Genomic DNA, 17,740 nt, shown 5'->3' with positions numbered 1-17,740 from the left:
AAATCATTTAGGACAGATCTACATTTTTACATCCAAACAGGTATGTAAGGATAAATCCGGAAATATATGCAACTCCTAATGCTGACATATACAGAATTATTGCTGTCAGCACCCCGCTCTTAGATGTCATAGCAAATGATCCCAGGATCCCTGAAGATCCAAATACAGTGTTTAATCCAAAGGTAAATCCTATCTGAGACATTATACCTATATATATTCCTCCAATGGCTCCTCCTGCCATAGATGTAAAGAACGGCTTTACCCTGGGCAGCGTCACACCGTAGATCAACGGTTCTCCTATCCCTAAGAAACCCGGTACAATGGCTCCCCTTATATTTTCACGCAGACTGGATTCTTTAGGAGATTTCACATAGAGTGCCAGTGCTGCTCCTACCTGCCCTGCTCCCGCCATAGCTAAAATCGGAAATAATGAGTTCATCCCAGTTGTCTGTAGTAATCCCTGATATACCGGCACAAACCCCTGGTGTATTCCCATCATCACTGAAGGAAGGAATAGTCCTGCCAAAATACCCCCTCCAATTGGATTCCCGTTTAGATTTGCAAAGGCATAGTTCATGAGACCGAATAGTTTAAAGGACAATGGCATGATCAGTGTATAAGCCAGGGTTCCCATGGCCAACAGGGTAATTATAGGAGTTGTAATTATATCTGTGGGTTCCCATGAAAATTTCTCCCTGATAAATATTTCAAATTTAGCTGCAATAATTGTAGTGAATAATATCCCTATCATTCCCCCGCGGGGTTCAATAGTCCGACCAAAAAACTCTGTCATACCGCTGTTTCCGCCATCACCATATCCAAGTAAGAACAGCCCCGATAACATCCCCCCTATTACTCCTGACCCTCCAAATGCTTTAGCAGCATTGAATCCTATCATTATATACATAAATTTAGTCAGTGATTTATTAAATACACTTATATAGTCAACCCAGTCACCTGTTATATTTAATTCCCTGCACAGCCCTGCTAATCCTGCCAGCATCCCTGCTGCGATAAATCCTGGAATTAACGGAACAAATATATTGGAAAACTTTGCCATAAATCCTTGAAACTTGCTTGTTCTCCTGGCTTTTACAGTACTTTTTTGATTTTTTACCGTCTCTTGAAAACTTTCTTTTTCACCGATTTGATTTTCAGCTGTTGATTTATAGAGTTCATCCAGAGCTGTATATGCTTTTTTGACCTTCCCAGGACCGAATATTAATTGCAGTTCATCACCATTTTGATTTAATCCCAATACCCCCTCGATAGCTTTTAACCCTTCCAGATCAACTTTCTCCAAATTCTTTACCGATATCCTCAGACGCGTCATACAGCTGGTATAACCACAAATATTTTTCTTTTCCCCTGCAAGCTTCATTATTTTTTCTGCAATTTTCTTATAATCCATCTCTTCCCCCTTTTCGCCTATGGCGAAATTAAAAACTTAATGAATCTGGGCAATTCGTGAATTTAAAACCTCTATTTCAAGACTGATTTAACTGTTTTTAACGCCTCTCGGATAAATCCTTTTTTTTCCGACAGGAGCATTTCAGCCTCCTCTGCCTCTAAACCTCCCAAGATCATGAGAATGGCGGTCTTACAATGCCCCCCTGTATCCCTTAAGGCATAGATGGCTTCTTCCCTGGTGCAATCAGTGGCTTCCATTACTATCTTTTTTTGTCTTTCCACCAGCTTTTCATTGGTAGGTTCTACATCTACCATTAGATTTCCATATACCTTTCCGATCTTTATCATGGATCCGGTGGTCAGCATATTCAATACTAACTTTTGTGCCGTTCCAGCCTTTAACCTTGACGACCCTGTCACCACTTCCCCTCCTACTACTGGAGAGATCGGGATATCTACAGATTCGGCCAGTATACTACTCGGATTACAGCTTAGGCCCACTGTGGCAGCTCCTAATTCCTTGGCATACTCAATTCCACCCATTACATATGGTGTTCTTCCGCTGGCTGCTATTCCTACCAATATATCTTTAGAATTAAAACCGATACCTTTTAAATCATCCACACACAGCTCTTTATTATCCTCGGCATTTTCCACCGCTCTCAGAATCGCATTTTTTCCTCCTGCAATGAGTCCTACCACTAATTCTGCCGGTGTTCCGAATGTAGGAGGGCATTCGCTGGCATCTAGGATCCCCAGCCTTCCAGATGTTCCGGCACCTATATATATGAGTCTTCCCCCATTTAAAAATGCATAGCTTATCTTATCGATAGCTTTTGCAATATTTTCCAATTCTTTTTCAACTGCCAAGGCAACTTTTTTATCCTCATCATTTATTACCCTTACCATCTCCATGGTATTCAAGAGATCTATATTCATGGTATTTTTATTTCTGCTTTCAGTTACCATCTGTTTTAAATTTAATTCCATAATTGCCTCCATTTATAATTATAAATTCCCGATGAGAGTTCCATCTTTTTCAGTAATAGATTATACTGTGATAAAAAAAAAATCTTTTAAAATAACAATGAGTTTTTTATTCCACAATAAATTTCTTATCACCTTGTGATTACCTGAAAAACAAGTTATACTAAAATAATAATAAAAATATATACGGGAGGAATTCAATGAAAAATGAAATTTTAAAATATATAAAATTATTTCTTGGTTTTTTTGTACATGCTTTAGGAATTGTTCTCATTATAAGATCTAATCTGGGGTTCTCCCCCTGGGATGTTCTCCATCAGGGTGTCTCAAAAATTGGACATATTACAATCGGTCAGGCAAGTATCCTTGTTGGAATAATAGTAATAACTGTAGATGTAATGTTAGGAGAACAAATAGGCAGCGGCACCATATTTAATATTATATTTATTGGAATTTTTATGGATTTAATTCTTTATTCAAAGATAATCCCCCTAAGTCATAGTGTTCTTACTGGTATTCCTATGATGTTTTTAGGGATATTTGTATTTGGGATAGGAACTTACCTGTATATATCTCCTGGTCTTGGGAACGGGCCGAGGGATGCATTGATGGTGGCTCTCACCAAAAAAACTAATTCTTCTGTGAGATTTATAAGGAGTACTATTGAAATTACTGTTTTAGTTATAGGATATTTTTTAGGAGGATATGCCGGAATGGGAACAATAATTACGGCAGTTTTAATCGGAGGTTTTATGCAGAGAATTTTTAATATGTTTGATTTCGACGTTAAATCTGTGGATCACAGGAATATAAAGGATGAAGCGATCCTTTTAAAAGCATATATTTCGAAAAAATAAATTTAAAAAAAATGTATATACGGGAGGCCTTTAATGAAAAATGAAATTTTAAAATATATAAAATTATTTCTTGGGTTTTTTGTCTGTTCTTTAGGAATTGTTCTCATTATAAGATCCAATCTGGGGTTTTCTCCCTGGAATGTTCTCCACCAGGGTATCTCAAAAGTTGGAGACATTACAATCGGTCAGGCCAGTATCCTTGTTGGAATCTTAGTCATAACTTTGGATATTTTATTGGGAGAACAAATAGGCAGCGGCACCATATTTAATATCATATTTATTGGAAGTTTTATGGATTTAATTCTTTTTTTAGAGGTAATCCCCCTAAGCCGCAATCCTCTTATTGGTGTTCCTATGATGTTTATGGGATTATTTATCTTAGGTATCGGCTGTTATCTCTATATCTCTACCGGTCTTGGCTGCGGTCCCAGGGACGCACTTATGGTTGCTCTCACGAAAAAAACTGATTTTTCTGTGAGATTTATAAGAAGCTCCATTGAAATTACTGTTCTAGTTATAGGATATTTTTTAGGAGGATATGTAGGAGTGGGGACGGTCATCACAGCAGTCTTCACCGGAACTTTTATACAGGGAGTTTTTAAGATCTTTGATTTTGACGTTAAATCGGTAACTCACAGGAATATAAAAGATGAAGTGATCCTCCTAAGAACATATATTTCAAAAAAAGCAACGTGACGTTGCATCCAGATAGGCATAATCTAGACTTTTATCTCAAGATTCTTAGATTATGTAATAATCTCTATCTCAAAATTCTATGTTTACAGAGTAAACTACTAGCATTTTGGTGATGCCACTTGCTGGTATAATTTTCCAAACTATAAAAATGAGGCTAAAAGGATCGGCCTCATTTTTTATTTAAACCTATTTAATGTAAGTTAACCATGAATTATATTTAATGTTTTTCCCCTCGGTCATCTCAAAGAAAGCTTCTTGAATTTTTTCTGTAATAGGCCCCCTTTTACCAATTCCAATTTTTATCTTGTCCACACTGGCTATTGGTGTTATCTCAGCTGCAGTCCCGGAAAAAAAGAGTTCATCTGCCGTATATAGTGATTCTCTGGAGATTGTTTCTTCCACAACTTCGTAACCTAAGTCACGGGCTATTGTTATCACCGAATCCCGGGTGATACCGATAAGTGCAGATGACCCCGATTGGGGAGAATATATCTTCCCGTTGGAAATCACAAATAAATTTTCTCCGCTTCCCTCACTGACATTCCCTGAATAATCCAGTGCTATCCCTTCATCGTACCCATTTTCCAGTGCTTCCACCTTAATAAGCTGGGAACTCAGATAATTTCCTCCGGCCTTGGCAGCTGTGGGCATTGTATTTGGTGCTAATCTTCTCCAAGATGAAACACAGACGTCCACTCCCTGAGTCAATGCCTCCTCCCCTAAATATGCTCCCCATTCCCAGGTGGCAATCATGGTTTCCACGGGGCAATTAGACGGATTTACTCCTAAAGAATTATATCCCCTGTATACCAATGGTCTGATATAGGCTGTTTTTATCCCGTTGATTTTTATGGTGTCAGATATTGCTTTTTTTATCTCTTCTTTGGTATACGGGATCTCTGTTCTGTATATTTTACAAGAATTGTACAGTCTGTCAATATGTTCATCCAGTCTGAATATAGCTGTTCCTTCCTCTGTTTTATATGCTCTTATTCCTTCAAAAAAACTGGTTCCATAGTGCATTACATGGGATAAAACATGAACATTGGCATTGTCATGATCGATCATCTCCCCATTCATCCATATTTTTTTAGTGTTTATCATCTTTCCTCCTAAATATATCATTCATTAAATATTTTTCACGATCAAACTTACCATCTCCTCGGTCCCAACTAATTTAGTTGAATCTGTATGGATATCCCTTGTCCTTATCCCGTCATTTAAAACTTTTTCTACCGCTTTCTCTATGGCTGTGCCTTCCTCTGGGAGTCCCATAGAATGCTTAAACATCATAGCAGCCGATAAAATAGTGGCTATGGGATTGGCTATATCCTGCCCTGCTATATCCGGTGCAGATCCATGGATGGGCTCATATAACCCGTATTTTTCTCCTATGCTGGCTGATGGCAGCATCCCAATGGAGCCCGTTATCATACTGGCTTCATCGGATAATATATCTCCAAACATATTCATAGTTAAGATAACATCAAACTGAGTCGGGTTTATCAGTAACTGCATAGCTGCATTATCTACATACATATGGTTTAATTCTACCTCTGGGTAGTCTTTGGAAACCTCTATCACAACTCTTCTCCACAACCTGGAACTTTCCAATACATTGGATTTATCCACACTTGTCAGTTTTTTACCCCTCTTCATGGCTGTTTCAAACCCCTTTACCGCTATCCTTTTTACCTCCTCCTCATTGTAGGAGAGGACATCATATGCTGTCCCGTCTTCCTTTACTCCTTTTTCCCCGAAATAAATTCCTCCGGTCAGTTCCCTGACTATACAGATATCAAGACCCTCTCCTATTATCTCCGGTTTCAATGGAGAAGCATTTTTTAGGGGTTCATATACTATAGCCGGTCTTAGATTTGTATAGAGACCCAATTCTTTTCTGATATTCAGCAGTCCCCTTTCCGGCCTGTCTTCCCCCTTGAGACTATCCCATTTGGGTCCTCCTACAGCCCCTAAGATTATCCCGTCACTGTTTTTGCACATCTCAATTGTTTCTTCCGGCAATGGTGTCCCATGATTATCTATGGCTATCCCGCCAATATCGGCATAGTTTATATTAAATTTATGGTTGTACTTTTCTTCTATTTTTTTTATTACCTTTACTGCTCCTTCTACGATTTCCCTGCCTATTCCGTCTCCCGGCATCACAGTTACTCTATATTCCATCTTTAGCCTCCTAATTTAATATAAATCTATTTAGATATAAATCCATTCTGTACAGCATAATTAAATATCCCGCCGGCTGTTATTATCCCCTCTATATCTCCTAGTTCTCCCAGGATATATTCTTTATCTGCAGTTATATTTTTTAATAAATTTCCTGTAATTTCTATCTCATCTCCGGTTTTAATCTCATCTATCAGTCTGTCTTTGCTTTCATAGGGGATCAAAAATCCCCCGTCTACAGAATTCCTGTAAAATATCCTCGCATAGCTCTCGGCTACCACTGCTTTTATCCCTGCCTTATCAAGGGCTAGAGGAGCATGTTCCCTGGATGACCCGCATCCAAAGTTTTTTCCTGAAATCATTATTGTATAGTCCGATTCATATCTGTCTCCCTCTATGAAGGTTTTTTTTACAGCACTGGGATCCATCCCGGACATGGCGTATTTACCGTAATTTTTAGCCTCTTCCTCTATATCTGTTCTATACACCAAATGAATAGCTGGAATTATCTGATCTGTATCGATATTATCCCCTACTACATATGCCTTTCCCCTTATCTTATCCATCTATTTCCACCTCTATTTTTTTTATGTATTTTCTCGGGTCTGTTATCTTTCCTGTCAATGCCGATGCTGCAGCCGTATAGGGAGAGGCCAGATATACCTTGGAATCCATAGATCCCATCCTCCCATGAAAATTTCTGTTGGTTGTGGATATAACCACCTCATCTGCGTGAGTTCGGCCAAAGGTATCCTCTGGTCCTCCTAAACATGCTGCACATGATGGAGGCCCTATCTTACATCCGGCATTTTCAAAGATCTCTTTCAGTGTTTCCCCGCCTATCCTGATCTTTTCAAAATTTCTTTCTACGTTCCTTGTAGCAGGGACTATAAAGGTTTCTATCTTTACCTTTTCCCCTTTCAGTATCTTGGCTGCTGCTACAAAATCTGTAGTTTTTCCCCCTGTGCAGGATCCTATATATGACCTGGTTACCTCTATATGGGATAAGTTTTCTGCCGGTTCTACATTCCCGGGGGAATAGGGTTTTGCAACTACCGGAATTATCTTACCGGCATCATAGGTATGTACAGAATGATAAACTGCATCTTTATCTGAGTTATGGATCTGGTAATCTGTTACTCCCCTTTCCTCTAAATATTTTTTAGTTATTTCATCGGCGGCTATTATTCCGCACTTTCCTCCGGCTTCTATGGCCATATTACAGATGGTCATCCTCTCTTCCATATTTAATCCCGAGACGGCATCTCCCCCGTATTCCATACATCTGTAGGTACCACCATCAAAACCTATGTCTTTAATTGTCTGAAGAACTACATCCTTTCCCATGATATAGCTTGGAAATTCGCCCTCAAACTGAAATTTTATGGATTCGGGCACCCTCACCCATAGTTTTCCCGTTCCCATAATAAACCCTGCATCTGTATTTCCTATCCCAGAAGCAAACTGCCCGAAGGCTCCTGAGGTACATGTATGGGAATCTGTTCCAAACAATACATCTCCCGGTTTATTGTGTCCTTCTTCTGCCAGAGCTACATGGCATACACCTTTGTAGTCATCGGTAAAGGGTTCATAAAAATGCACAATCTCCTGTTCTTTGGCAAATTTAGTCACATAGTCTATATTTCTCATGGCATATTTATCTTTTGTAAATATATAATGATCCGGTATTAAAACTATCTTTCCTTTGTCCCATACCCTGGCATCTTCACCAAAATTTCCCTTGAATATCCCCATGGTTCCCGGCCCGCATACATCATGGGTCATGAGGATATCCACATCTACCCAGATATTATCTCCAGGTTTTACCTGGTCTTTATTGGATCTGTCTGCTAAAATTTTCTCTACTATAGTCATCTATCTTCTCCCTTCTTCGTTAAAATAATTATTTATAGCTCCCATATATGCCATGATACTGGCTTCTACTATGTCGGTACTTGTATACCTTCCGTTATAATTTTTCTTATCTTTACCCAGCCTTATGAATACCTCTCCCTGGGCATCGCTTCCCTCTGTTACTGCCTTTATCACATATTTATTCAGTTTAAATTCCACATTTACAATCTTATCGATAGCCTTAAATGCTGCATCTACAGGTCCGTCTCCAATGGCTACATTTTCTATGCTTTCTCCATTTTTATCCATATTTATGGATACTATAGGAGTGATTGTATTCCCTGTATTTACAGTGTATCTGTTCAATCTGTAGGTCTTGTCTTTTATTTCCTTTGTGCCGTCTATGAGAGCTTCGATATCTTCTGTGGATACATCTTTTTTCTTGTCTGCCAGTTCTTTGAACCGTATAAAAATTTCTTCCATTTTCTCCCTGCTCAGTTCATAACCGCATTCCTTCAAATGGCTTTCAAAGGCATGTTTCCCCGAATGTTTTCCAAGTACCATCTTATTTTTACTCAGTCCTATGGATTCAGGGGTCATAATTTCATAGGTTTCTTTATTTTCCAGTACCCCATGCTGATGGATTCCCGATTCATGGGCAAAGGCATTTTCCCCTACAATGGCTTTATTGGGCTGTACCTCAACTCCTGTTATCTTTGTGATAAGCTGACTGGTTCTGTAGATCTCCTCTGTATTTATCCTGTTCTGTCCCGGGTAGATATCTTTTCTTACCCCCATGGCCATAACCACTTCTTCTAAAGCTGCATTCCCCGCTCTTTCTCCTATACCATTTATGGTGCATTCTATCTGGGTAGCTCCTGCCTTTACTGCTGCCAGAGAATTAGCTGCTGCCAGACCTAAATCATTGTGACAGTGTACAGAGATATCTGCCATGTCTATATTTTTTACGTTTTCCCTGACTCCTTTTATTATCTTATAAAATTCATCCGGGGTGGTATATCCCACTGTATCTGGGATATTTATAACTGTAGCACCTGCTTCTATAGCACCTTCCACTATCCTATAAAGGAATTCCGGCCTGGTTCTGGTAGCATCCTCTGCTGAAAATTCTATATCATCACACTTAGATTTTGCATATCTGACCATCTCTACAGCCTGTTTATAAACCTCTTCCGGGGTCTTTTTTAATTTATATTTCATATGGATATCCGAGGTGGCTATAAATGTATGGATCCTTGGATATCGAGCACCTTTTATGGCTTCCCATGTGGTATCTATATCTCCTTTTAATGCTCTTGCCAGCCCTGCCACCCTTACATTTACCACACTTTCTGCTATTGCCTTGACCGAATTAAAATCCCCCCTGGATGAAGCCGGGAATCCCGCCTCTATTATGTCCACTCCTAATTTTTCCAATTGTCTGGCAACTTCTATTTTTTCTCCTATGTTCATGCTGCATCCCGGTGACTGTTCCCCGTCTCTCAGTGTTGTATCAAATATCTTTATCATCTTTTCCATAGTTCAATCCTCCCGATTTTTATCCTTTAATGATTATAAAAAGCAACGTGACGTTGCATCCAGACAGGTACAGTCTATAATTTTTATACTTTTTTTTTATTTCATAAATTTTATGCTTCCTAGACTATAAAAAAAGCAGCTATAATTATAGCTGCCTAAAAAAATTTATATTTTCTTTTATAATTTTTTATAAAAAAAAGCAGCCAATAATATCAGCTGCCATCATAGTTATACTTTTCCTGCTTCTTCTAAAACAGGATGTTCAAAAAGTATATAATTTCCCCAATATCATTTTAAATCTATTCAATTGCTTGCAGTCTAATGGTAATAATAACAGCAGCAGTAACAATATATTTATAGATAAGATATTAGTTAAAATCATATTTTTTTCCTCCTTGTTTTGTGATTAAGAAAGATAATAACAGTTTAATTTTTTTATGTCAACAACTATTTTTAAAAATAAAAATAAAAAAACATACTCAATATCCGGACATTCGGATTAAATTATTGATACTGCTGGACTTAGAGAGTTTTTTTCATAAGATCAAAAAACTAATTTATTGCACTTTTATAATTTTTTAGTTAGACAAATTCTTTAGTTGGGAATTTTTTTTATCTAAAAATAGAATAAAAAATTCAGAGAAAAAGATATCGTAATAAAAAAATTTAATTTTACATAAAAAAAAATTTATGCTAGAATGTTTAAAAATTAAAACTTTAGTACTAAAAAAGTTTTATTCCAAGAAAAAAAATAAAAATAAGTGAGCTGATTAAGATGGTTAATTCAAGAATCGGACAATTAAATATGCTAATGATGATGCTTTGGTAGAGTTTGTAACTTAAATTTTTTAAATTTAAGAACAGACTCGTTTTGTAGTAACCTACGAGTTTGTTCACAAGCATCTTTAACCAGAAAGCCTGTGGGAAACTCCACAGGCTTTTTTATTTTACAGAATTAAAAAAAAATAACGTGATCAAAATAAAAGGAGGAACAAGATGAATTTAAAATTTGAGACATTGCAATTACATGCAGGACAGGTAAAAGATACCTTGACAGGAGCCCGGGCTGTACCTATCTACCAGACTGCATCCTATACTTTTAAAGACACAGATCACGGGGCCAGGTTATTTAACCTAGAAGAGAAGGGGAATATCTATACAAGGATAGGAAATCCTACAACCGAAGTATTGGAAGACAGGATAGCGGCATTAGAAGGTGGTGTAGGAGGGCTGGCAGTAGCATCAGGATCAGCAGCTATAACTTATGCCCTACTGACTATCGCCCGGTCGGGAGATGAGATTGTTTCAGCAAAGGGGATCTATGGGGGCAGCTATAATTTTTTATCCAATACAATAGAGGATTTTGGGATAAAAACAAGATTTTTTGAAACTTCTGATCTGAAGACTCTGGAGGACGCAATAACTTCTAAATCAAAGGTAATCTTCATAGAAACATTGGAAAACCCAACAGGACAAATAGTCGATCTGGATGCCATATCAAAGGTAGCTAAAAAACATGGGCTCCCTCTGGTTGTGGACAATACCTTTGGGACACCCTATCTGATAAAGCCTATTGAACATGGAGCTAATATAGTAGTTCATTCTGCTACAAAATTTTTAGGCGGTCATGGAACAACAATAGCGGGAGTTATCGTAGACGGGGGAAATTTTAATTGGAAAGATGATAAATTTGAATCATTTAATATCCCTGATTCCGGGTACAACAATCTGGTCTATTCAGATTTGGGGGAGCAGGCATTTATAGTAAAAGCCAGAGTAAGGTTATTACGGGATACAGGAGCAGCTCTTTCGCCCTTTAATGCTTTCTTGATATTACAGGGGATAGAAACACTTTCCCTCAGGGTAGAAAGGCATGTAGAAAATTCAAAAAAAGTAGCCCAATATCTGAATTCCCATCCAGAGGTAGATTGGATCACTCATCCGGAGTTTACAACAAAAGAACAAAAACAATTAGCCCATAAATATTATAAAAAAGGTGTAGGATCGATATTTACCCTTGGACTGCACGGAGGGAAGGAAAGAGCAAAAAGATTTATAGAAAATTTGGAGATATTTTCCCATCTGGCCAATGTAGCCGACGCCAAATCTTTGATCATCCATCCTGCAAGTACAACTCACGGCCAGTTAAATGACGAACAGTTAAAAGCAGCAGGAATAAAACCAAATATGATAAGAATTTCAGTAGGGTTGGAAAATATAGATGATCTCATAGCGGATCTGGAAAATGCAATAAAAAGATCCAGATAAACCGGCCTTTTATTCAATTAAACATATGTAAAGACCCACAACATTCAATAAAGGAGAGAAATTATGAAAATAAAAGATATATTTAAAAATAAAGATACCGTAATCTCATTTGAGATTTTTCCGCCAAACAATAAATTCCCCATAGAAAAAATATATAAAACCATCGATGAACTGGCAGAGTTAAAGCCGGATTATATAAGTGTAACATATGGAGCAGGAGGAACCACCCAGGGCAGAACCGTTGAGATCACCAATAGAATCAAAAATATAAATAAGATAGAAACCATGGCTCACCTGACCTGTATAGGGGCTACCGAGGAATCTATAAATGATACTCTGAAACAGTTAAAAAATAATGGAATCAAAAATATATTGGCCCTGAGAGGGGATATTCCCAGAGATGAGATCCATAATTCGCATTTTGCCTATGCCAGTGATCTGGTAAAACACATAAAAAAAGAAACGTTTTTTTCTGTGGCCGGTGCTTTTTATCCTGAGGTGCACTTTGAAAATAATGACCTGCTGGATCTTTTTCACCTGAAGACAAAGGTAGAATCCGGAACTGATTTTTTAGTCTCACAATTATTTTTTGACAATGAAGATTTTTATGCATTCAGGGAAAAAACCCAGAAATTAAATTTAACTGTACCCTTAGTTGCAGGGATATTACCTGTGACAAATTATAAACAGATTCAAAAAGTAAGGAAACTGTGCAATGCAAGGATTCCCAGGAAATTCCAGGCCATATTGGACAAATTCAAAGATAACCCAAAAGCATTGGAAGAAGCTGGAATAACCTATGCCACAGAGCAGATCATTGATTTGATAGCTTCCGGGGTAGAAGGGATCCATATCTATACAATGAATAAGGTCCATGTAACCAGAAGAATCTTGGAAAATATAAAATATATCCGGGAAGGAATTAGGGAGGCAGAGTAAAATGTCTATTCTATGCAATAATAATTTGAGAGGGATAGCAGAATCTAAAGACAGCGGCATCATCTTTAAAAATAAAGGTGATACTGCAGGAAAAATAAAAATAGGAATTATAAACTTAATGCCCTTTAAAGATGAAGTAGAATCCCAGTTTTTTAATATCTTAGGCCGATATAATCTGGAGGTAGAGATCGAATTTCTGTACCCGGATAACCATATTTCAAAAAACACCTCCATGGAATATTTAGAAAAAAACTATATCCCGCTGAGTAAATTAGAGGAAAGGAACTATCAGGGATTGATTATAACAGGTACTCCCATAGAGAATATAGAATTTGAAGATGTGAAATATTGGAATGAATTAAAACCTGCCTTTAATTTGAATATTCCCAGCATCTATATCTGCTGGGCCAGCCAGGGAGCACTATACCATCGTTATAAAATTTTAAAACATCCACTAAAAGAAAAGATGTTCGGGGTTTTTAACCATAGAGTCAATAAAAATAAGTTGATCCAGTTGGATGAATTCCATGCCCCCCATTCAAGGAACACCTACAACAAAAAAGAAGATATCCTAGGAGCAGGACTCATGATAATCGCCGAAAATAAAAGAGCCGGAGTGTATATGGCAGCTACAAAAGATTTAAAAAATATCTATATCTCAGGACATGGTGAATATCAAATAAACAGGCTGGATAAAGAATACCGGAGAGATAAAAAAAATATTCCCGAAAACTATTATAGGGATAACGATCCGGATAAAGAGATATTGTTTACCTGGGATAAACACAGGGATATTTTTTATAAGAATTGGCTGAAGATGATAACTGTATAAATACGATAAGAAGGAGGCCTGATAAATATGGACATAAAAGATCTTTTAAAAGAAAAAATAATGGTTTTAGACGGTGCCATGGGAACATCTATACAAAACTATAACTTAACCGAGGAGGACTTCAGGGGGGAGAGGTTCAAAAATTTCCCTTCTAAATTAAAGGGGGCTAACGAACTCCTCAACCTGACCAGACCTGATATTGTAAAGGAGATCTACAATAGTTATATAGAGGCCGGAGCAGATATCATAGAAACCAATACCTTTAACGGCAACACCATATCTATGGGGGATTATTCTCTGGGAGATTTGGCATATGAAGTGTCTTTGGAAGGAACCAAGCTGGCAAAATCAGCGGCTTTAGAGACCGGAAAAAAAGTATGGATAGCAGGATCAGTAGGCCCTTCAAATAAAAGTATAGGTCTCGATTCGTCGGAGATCAATTTTGATGAATTAAAGGAAGCCTATAAGAAACAAATCAGGGGAATCCTTCACGGGGGTGGAGATCTCCTCCTTATTGAAACTATATTTGACGGTTTAAATGCAAAGGCAGCGGTTGTCGGAGCAGAAGAGATCTTTTGTGAGGAAGGTAAAACTCTTCCAATTATGATCTCAGCCACAGTGGATAGATTCGGGAGACTCCTGTCCGGGCAGACCATGGAATCATTGGTTATTTCCCTGGACAGAGACTCTATCCTGTCCTTTGGTTTGAATTGTTCATTTGGAGCTGCTGAGCTCCTGCCCCTGATTCATAGACTGGGGAAATTTACCCATAAACCGATCTCCATATATCCCAATGCCGGATTACCCAACGAAGTAGGGGAGTACACCGAGACTCCTCAGGAAACGGCAGAAATTTTAAACGACCTCATAAGACATTCTGGAATAAACATCATAGGAGGATGCTGCGGTACAACTCCTAAACATATAGAGCTCATAGCAGAGGCAGTAAAAGATCAAACACCTCGAATTTTGAGGGAAAGATCTTTAGAATTTAATATATCGGGAAATGAAGTCTTAGATGAAGAGGGATTTTTAATTGTAGGAGAAAGAAATAATGTAGCAGGATCCAGAAAGTTTGCAAGACTGATAAAAGAAAAAAAATATGATGAGGCTCTGGAAATTTCAAGAACCCAGGTCAAGGCCGGAGCTCATATCTTGGATCTCAACCTAGACGATGGACTGATAGATTCCAAAACAGAGATGAAAAAATATATAAAACTGCTTTTATCTTCTGCTGATACTGCTAACATTCCCATTATGATCGACTCTTCTGATTTTGAGATAATAGAGGAAGGATTAAAAAACCTTCCATCTAAGGGAATTGTCAATTCACTCAGTCTCAAAGACGGGGAAGAGGAGTTTATTAGAAAAGCTGAAATAGTAAAAAAATATGGTGCAGCTCTGGTAGTCATGGCCTTTGATGAACACGGTCAGGCAGATACCTTCACAAAAAAGATAGCAATTTCCAAAAGATCCTATGATCTGCTGCTGGGAATAGGTTTTTCTCCTGCTGATATTATCTTTGATACTAATATTTTAACTATCGGAACGGGGGAAAAAACAGACAGGGATTATGCAAAAGATTATATAAACTCCATAAAATGGATAAAAGAAAATCTGCCCCATGCCAAAACAAGCGGGGGACTCAGCAATGTTTCATTTGCCTTCAGGGGAAACAATCCGTTAAGACATGCTATTCATCAGGTATTTTTGAGATTAGCCAGAGAAAATGGGCTGGATATGGTGATAATGAACCCTGCAGAAAAAACAATTGAGATAAAAAAATCTCTGGAAGATAAGATCTGCAGTTTAATAATGAATACAGAAGATGTCTTAGATTCATTGTTGGATGAACAGATAGAAAAAATTATATCTCCTAAAACAGCAGAAAAAGAATCCGATCCAAGGGTTCAGATTACAGATAATCTGATTAACGGGAATAAATTAAATTTAACAACCCTTATAGACCTGTTGTTAAAGGAGTATTCTCCCATCTCAATAATACAGGATATATTGATGGAAGGGATGGAAAGAGTAGGAGAACATTTCAATAGCGGAAAGTTATTCCTGCCCCAGATAGTTAAAAGTGCTGTGATCATGAAGGAGGCCGTAACTTATTTAACCCCCCTGATTAAAAATGAAAAAATTAATATGGAGCACAGGGGAACTATTGTTATGGCAACTGTAGACGGCGATGTCCATGATATCGGGAAAAATATAGTAAAAACAGTTTTAGAATGCAACGGGTATAAGATCATCGATTTAGGAGTCATGGTTTCTATGGATAAGATAATAACCGCAATAAAAAATGAAGAAGTCCATGGCCTGGCCTTAAGCGGACTCATCACCCCTTCTCTCCATGAGATGGCAAGGGTAGCTAAAGAGATGGCAAATGAAGGAATAAATATCCCCCTTTTCATTGGAGGAGCTGCTACATCCAGCCTTCATACTGCCATAAAAATAGAACCCAATTATAGGGGTCGTGTATTTCATCTTACAGATGCTTCCAATACCGTAATAGTACTGGATAAAATCCTGGGAGGAGACCTGGAATATAAAGAGGCTGTATTAAATTCACATGAAAAATTGAGAAAGGCCTATAAAAAAACTGAAGAAGACAGGTCTTATCTGAGTTTAGAAGAAGGTTTTAAAAAAAGGGAAAAAATAACCAACAAGGTAATAAAACCGTCCAAAACAGGAGTTTTCGATATAAAAATCACTGTTGCAGACATAGAAAAATATATCCACTGGGATATATTTTTACACGATTGGAAGGTAAAAGACACCTTTAAAGAGGAAGATATTTTAAGGGAGGCTGAAAAATATCTAGAAATATTGAAAGATAAAAAATTAAAAATATCTGCAAGGTATGGAATTTTTAATGTGGAGAAAAGACCCATGGATATTTTAAAAATTAATGGTCTGGAACTTCCCATGGTGAGAACCCAGCAATGGGAAAGTTCACTGTCCCTGGCAGATTTTGTAGAAAATGAAGATTATATAGGTACCTTTGCAGTATCCATAGATACTGTATCCGGGAAAACAGAATATGAGGATATCATGTATAAATTACTGGGAAACAGACTGACAGAGGCTGCTGCATATTATTTAGAGACTAAAGCAAGTGAGGTAATTCAGGTTAAGATAAGACCGGCAGTAGGTTATCCTATTTTACCCGATCACTCCATGAAAAAAGAGATCTTTGATCTTATGAATATCTGGGAATTAGGAGTAACCCTTAGTTCCACTTATACCATGACACCTGTTCACACTGTCTGCGGTCTGCTGTTTTTCAGCGAAAATGCCAAATATTTTGATCTGGGAAAAATTGATGAAAATCAGATAGAATCTCTGGCGGAATTCAGAAAAGTTGATTTTAACAAAATGAAAGAAAATTTAGGTATTTCTATTTGTTAATAAATAGGATTCCTCCATTAAATAAAACCAGGGATTCCTAACCGGAATTCCTGGTTTTTATTTAGATTTTCCTAGCCTTACTTCTCCCTTAAGTCGCATCTTTTATCTCATTGTTTTTTCCATATAAAATCTCCTAACTTACTCCTTCTCTTTCTCCCTATTCAGGTTTGCATTTAAAATTGACTTCTTTCAACATATACATTATAATTTACGAGCACTTTCCATTAATTTTATATTAAAATTTAATTGAAAAAAGCTGTTGTGGAAAACAAATTCATTTTAATAGTTACAATAATCGTTACTTTTATTGGTTTCATTATAGATGAAACCATGACAAAGAAGGATATAACAAAAGGCAGCAATGGAAACATTGTATAATTTTACAATAGATGATGAATGGCTTCAGATAACTCAATAAAATTAAGTTTTTTTTAACTGCAACAATTTGACTCTATCTTTATACATTAAAAAATGGACAAATAATAAAACCGTATGTTATATTTAATCTTAAGGTAATAAGAGAGATTTTTAGTAACAGATTCTCCTAAAAATTATATCTTATCTATAAAAATTTTAAATAAAACAATTTAATTAATTCCTCGTGATAATCCGAAAAGGCAAAACAATGGAAACACTGTGACGCAAAGCTAAAGGGCCTTAACTATTCTTATTATGGCAGCCAGTTATCGAAATAATTTCAGAGTCAATGTAGGGAATTCTAAAAGATTATCTTTTAGTATCCTTTTTTTTTTGC

At 37.2% G+C, this 17,740-nt stretch carries 13 protein-coding genes and 1 riboswitch; of the genes, 6 read left to right on the top strand and 7 right to left on the bottom strand.

Annotation, left to right across the window (positions count from 1 at the left end):
* Positions 1 to 7: 7 nt before the first annotated feature.
* Together murP and murQ are read right to left on the bottom strand one after the other, a co-directional pair.
* Entirely contained in the window at positions 8 to 1,411 is a 1,404-nt protein-coding gene (murP, locus tag DYH56_RS03005; protein WP_114641374.1) for a PTS N-acetylmuramic acid transporter subunit IIBC, read from the bottom strand.
* 71 nt (positions 1,412 to 1,482) lie between these two features.
* On the bottom strand, positions 1,483 to 2,400 hold the full coding sequence (gene murQ, locus DYH56_RS03000; RefSeq protein ID WP_114641373.1) for an N-acetylmuramic acid 6-phosphate etherase: 918 nt from the start codon (positions 2,398 to 2,400) through the stop codon (positions 1,483 to 1,485).
* Positions 2,401 to 2,597: 197 nt separating this feature from the next.
* Between murQ and DYH56_RS02995 the strand changes: the two genes are divergently transcribed.
* Positions 2,598 to 3,254, top strand: coding sequence for a YczE/YyaS/YitT family protein (locus DYH56_RS02995; RefSeq protein ID WP_114641372.1), 657 nt, complete (start codon positions 2,598 to 2,600; stop codon positions 3,252 to 3,254).
* A gap of 33 nt (positions 3,255 to 3,287) precedes the next feature.
* The gene (locus tag DYH56_RS02990) at positions 3,288 to 3,950 is read left to right on the top strand and encodes a YczE/YyaS/YitT family protein (RefSeq protein ID WP_114641371.1); all 663 of its coding nucleotides are present in this window, start codon (positions 3,288 to 3,290) and stop codon (positions 3,948 to 3,950) included.
* Between the two features lie 186 nt (positions 3,951 to 4,136).
* On the opposite strand, the gene DYH56_RS02985 is transcribed toward DYH56_RS02990, so the two are convergent.
* Genes DYH56_RS02985 through DYH56_RS02965 form a run of 5 tightly spaced genes read right to left on the bottom strand, consistent with a single transcriptional unit; the run spans position 4,137 to position 9,530 of the window.
* Entirely contained in the window at positions 4,137 to 5,054 is a 918-nt protein-coding gene (locus DYH56_RS02985; RefSeq protein WP_114641370.1) for a branched-chain amino acid transaminase, read from the bottom strand.
* 24 nt (positions 5,055 to 5,078) lie between these two features.
* Positions 5,079 to 6,137 (bottom strand): 3-isopropylmalate dehydrogenase, encoded by a 1,059-nt coding sequence (gene leuB, locus DYH56_RS02980; protein WP_114641369.1) that lies wholly within the window; start codon positions 6,135 to 6,137, stop codon positions 5,079 to 5,081.
* Between the two features lie 26 nt (positions 6,138 to 6,163).
* Positions 6,164 to 6,703 carry a LeuD/DmdB family oxidoreductase small subunit gene (locus tag DYH56_RS02975; RefSeq protein WP_114641368.1) on the bottom strand — a complete coding sequence of 180 codons (540 nt, stop codon included), beginning with the start codon at positions 6,701 to 6,703 and terminating at the stop codon, positions 6,164 to 6,166.
* Positions 6,696 to 8,012 (bottom strand): 3-isopropylmalate dehydratase large subunit, encoded by a 1,317-nt coding sequence (locus tag DYH56_RS02970; protein ID WP_114641367.1) that lies wholly within the window; start codon positions 8,010 to 8,012, stop codon positions 6,696 to 6,698. Before DYH56_RS02970 ends, DYH56_RS02975 begins: the two co-directional genes overlap by 8 nt.
* The gene (locus DYH56_RS02965) at positions 8,013 to 9,530 is read right to left on the bottom strand and encodes a 2-isopropylmalate synthase (protein ID WP_114641366.1); all 1,518 of its coding nucleotides are present in this window, start codon (positions 9,528 to 9,530) and stop codon (positions 8,013 to 8,015) included.
* Positions 9,531 to 10,526: 996 nt separating this feature from the next.
* Between DYH56_RS02965 and DYH56_RS02960 the strand changes: the two genes are divergently transcribed.
* The 4 genes from DYH56_RS02960 to metH all read left to right on the top strand — a co-directional run bounded on the left by DYH56_RS02960 (position 10,527) and on the right by metH (position 16,986).
* Positions 10,527 to 11,798, top strand: a complete 1,272-nt coding sequence (locus DYH56_RS02960; RefSeq protein WP_114641365.1) for an O-acetylhomoserine aminocarboxypropyltransferase/cysteine synthase family protein — start codon at positions 10,527 to 10,529, stop codon at positions 11,796 to 11,798.
* Between the two features lie 63 nt (positions 11,799 to 11,861).
* The gene (gene metF, locus DYH56_RS02955) at positions 11,862 to 12,737 is read left to right on the top strand and encodes a methylenetetrahydrofolate reductase [NAD(P)H] (protein WP_114641364.1); all 876 of its coding nucleotides are present in this window, start codon (positions 11,862 to 11,864) and stop codon (positions 12,735 to 12,737) included.
* A 1-nt stretch (position 12,738) separates the two neighbouring features.
* Complete coding sequence (locus DYH56_RS02950) at positions 12,739 to 13,569, top strand: homoserine O-acetyltransferase/O-succinyltransferase family protein (RefSeq protein WP_114641363.1); 831 nt, start codon at positions 12,739 to 12,741, stop codon at positions 13,567 to 13,569.
* A gap of 27 nt (positions 13,570 to 13,596) precedes the next feature.
* Complete coding sequence (gene metH / locus DYH56_RS02945; protein WP_202922751.1) at positions 13,597 to 16,986, top strand: methionine synthase; 3,390 nt, start codon at positions 13,597 to 13,599, stop codon at positions 16,984 to 16,986.
* Positions 16,987 to 17,592: 606 nt separating this feature from the next.
* A riboswitch (cyclic di-GMP riboswitch) is annotated at positions 17,593 to 17,677 on the top strand.
* Positions 17,678 to 17,740: the final 63 nt, after the last annotated feature.

Origin of the sequence: Psychrilyobacter piezotolerans (assembly GCF_003391055.1) — a bacterium.
GTDB classification, from domain to species: domain Bacteria; phylum Fusobacteriota; class Fusobacteriia; order Fusobacteriales; family Fusobacteriaceae; genus Psychrilyobacter; species Psychrilyobacter piezotolerans.
The sequence above is the reverse complement of the archived record's forward strand: the minus strand, read 5'-3'. Positions and strand labels throughout refer to the sequence as shown.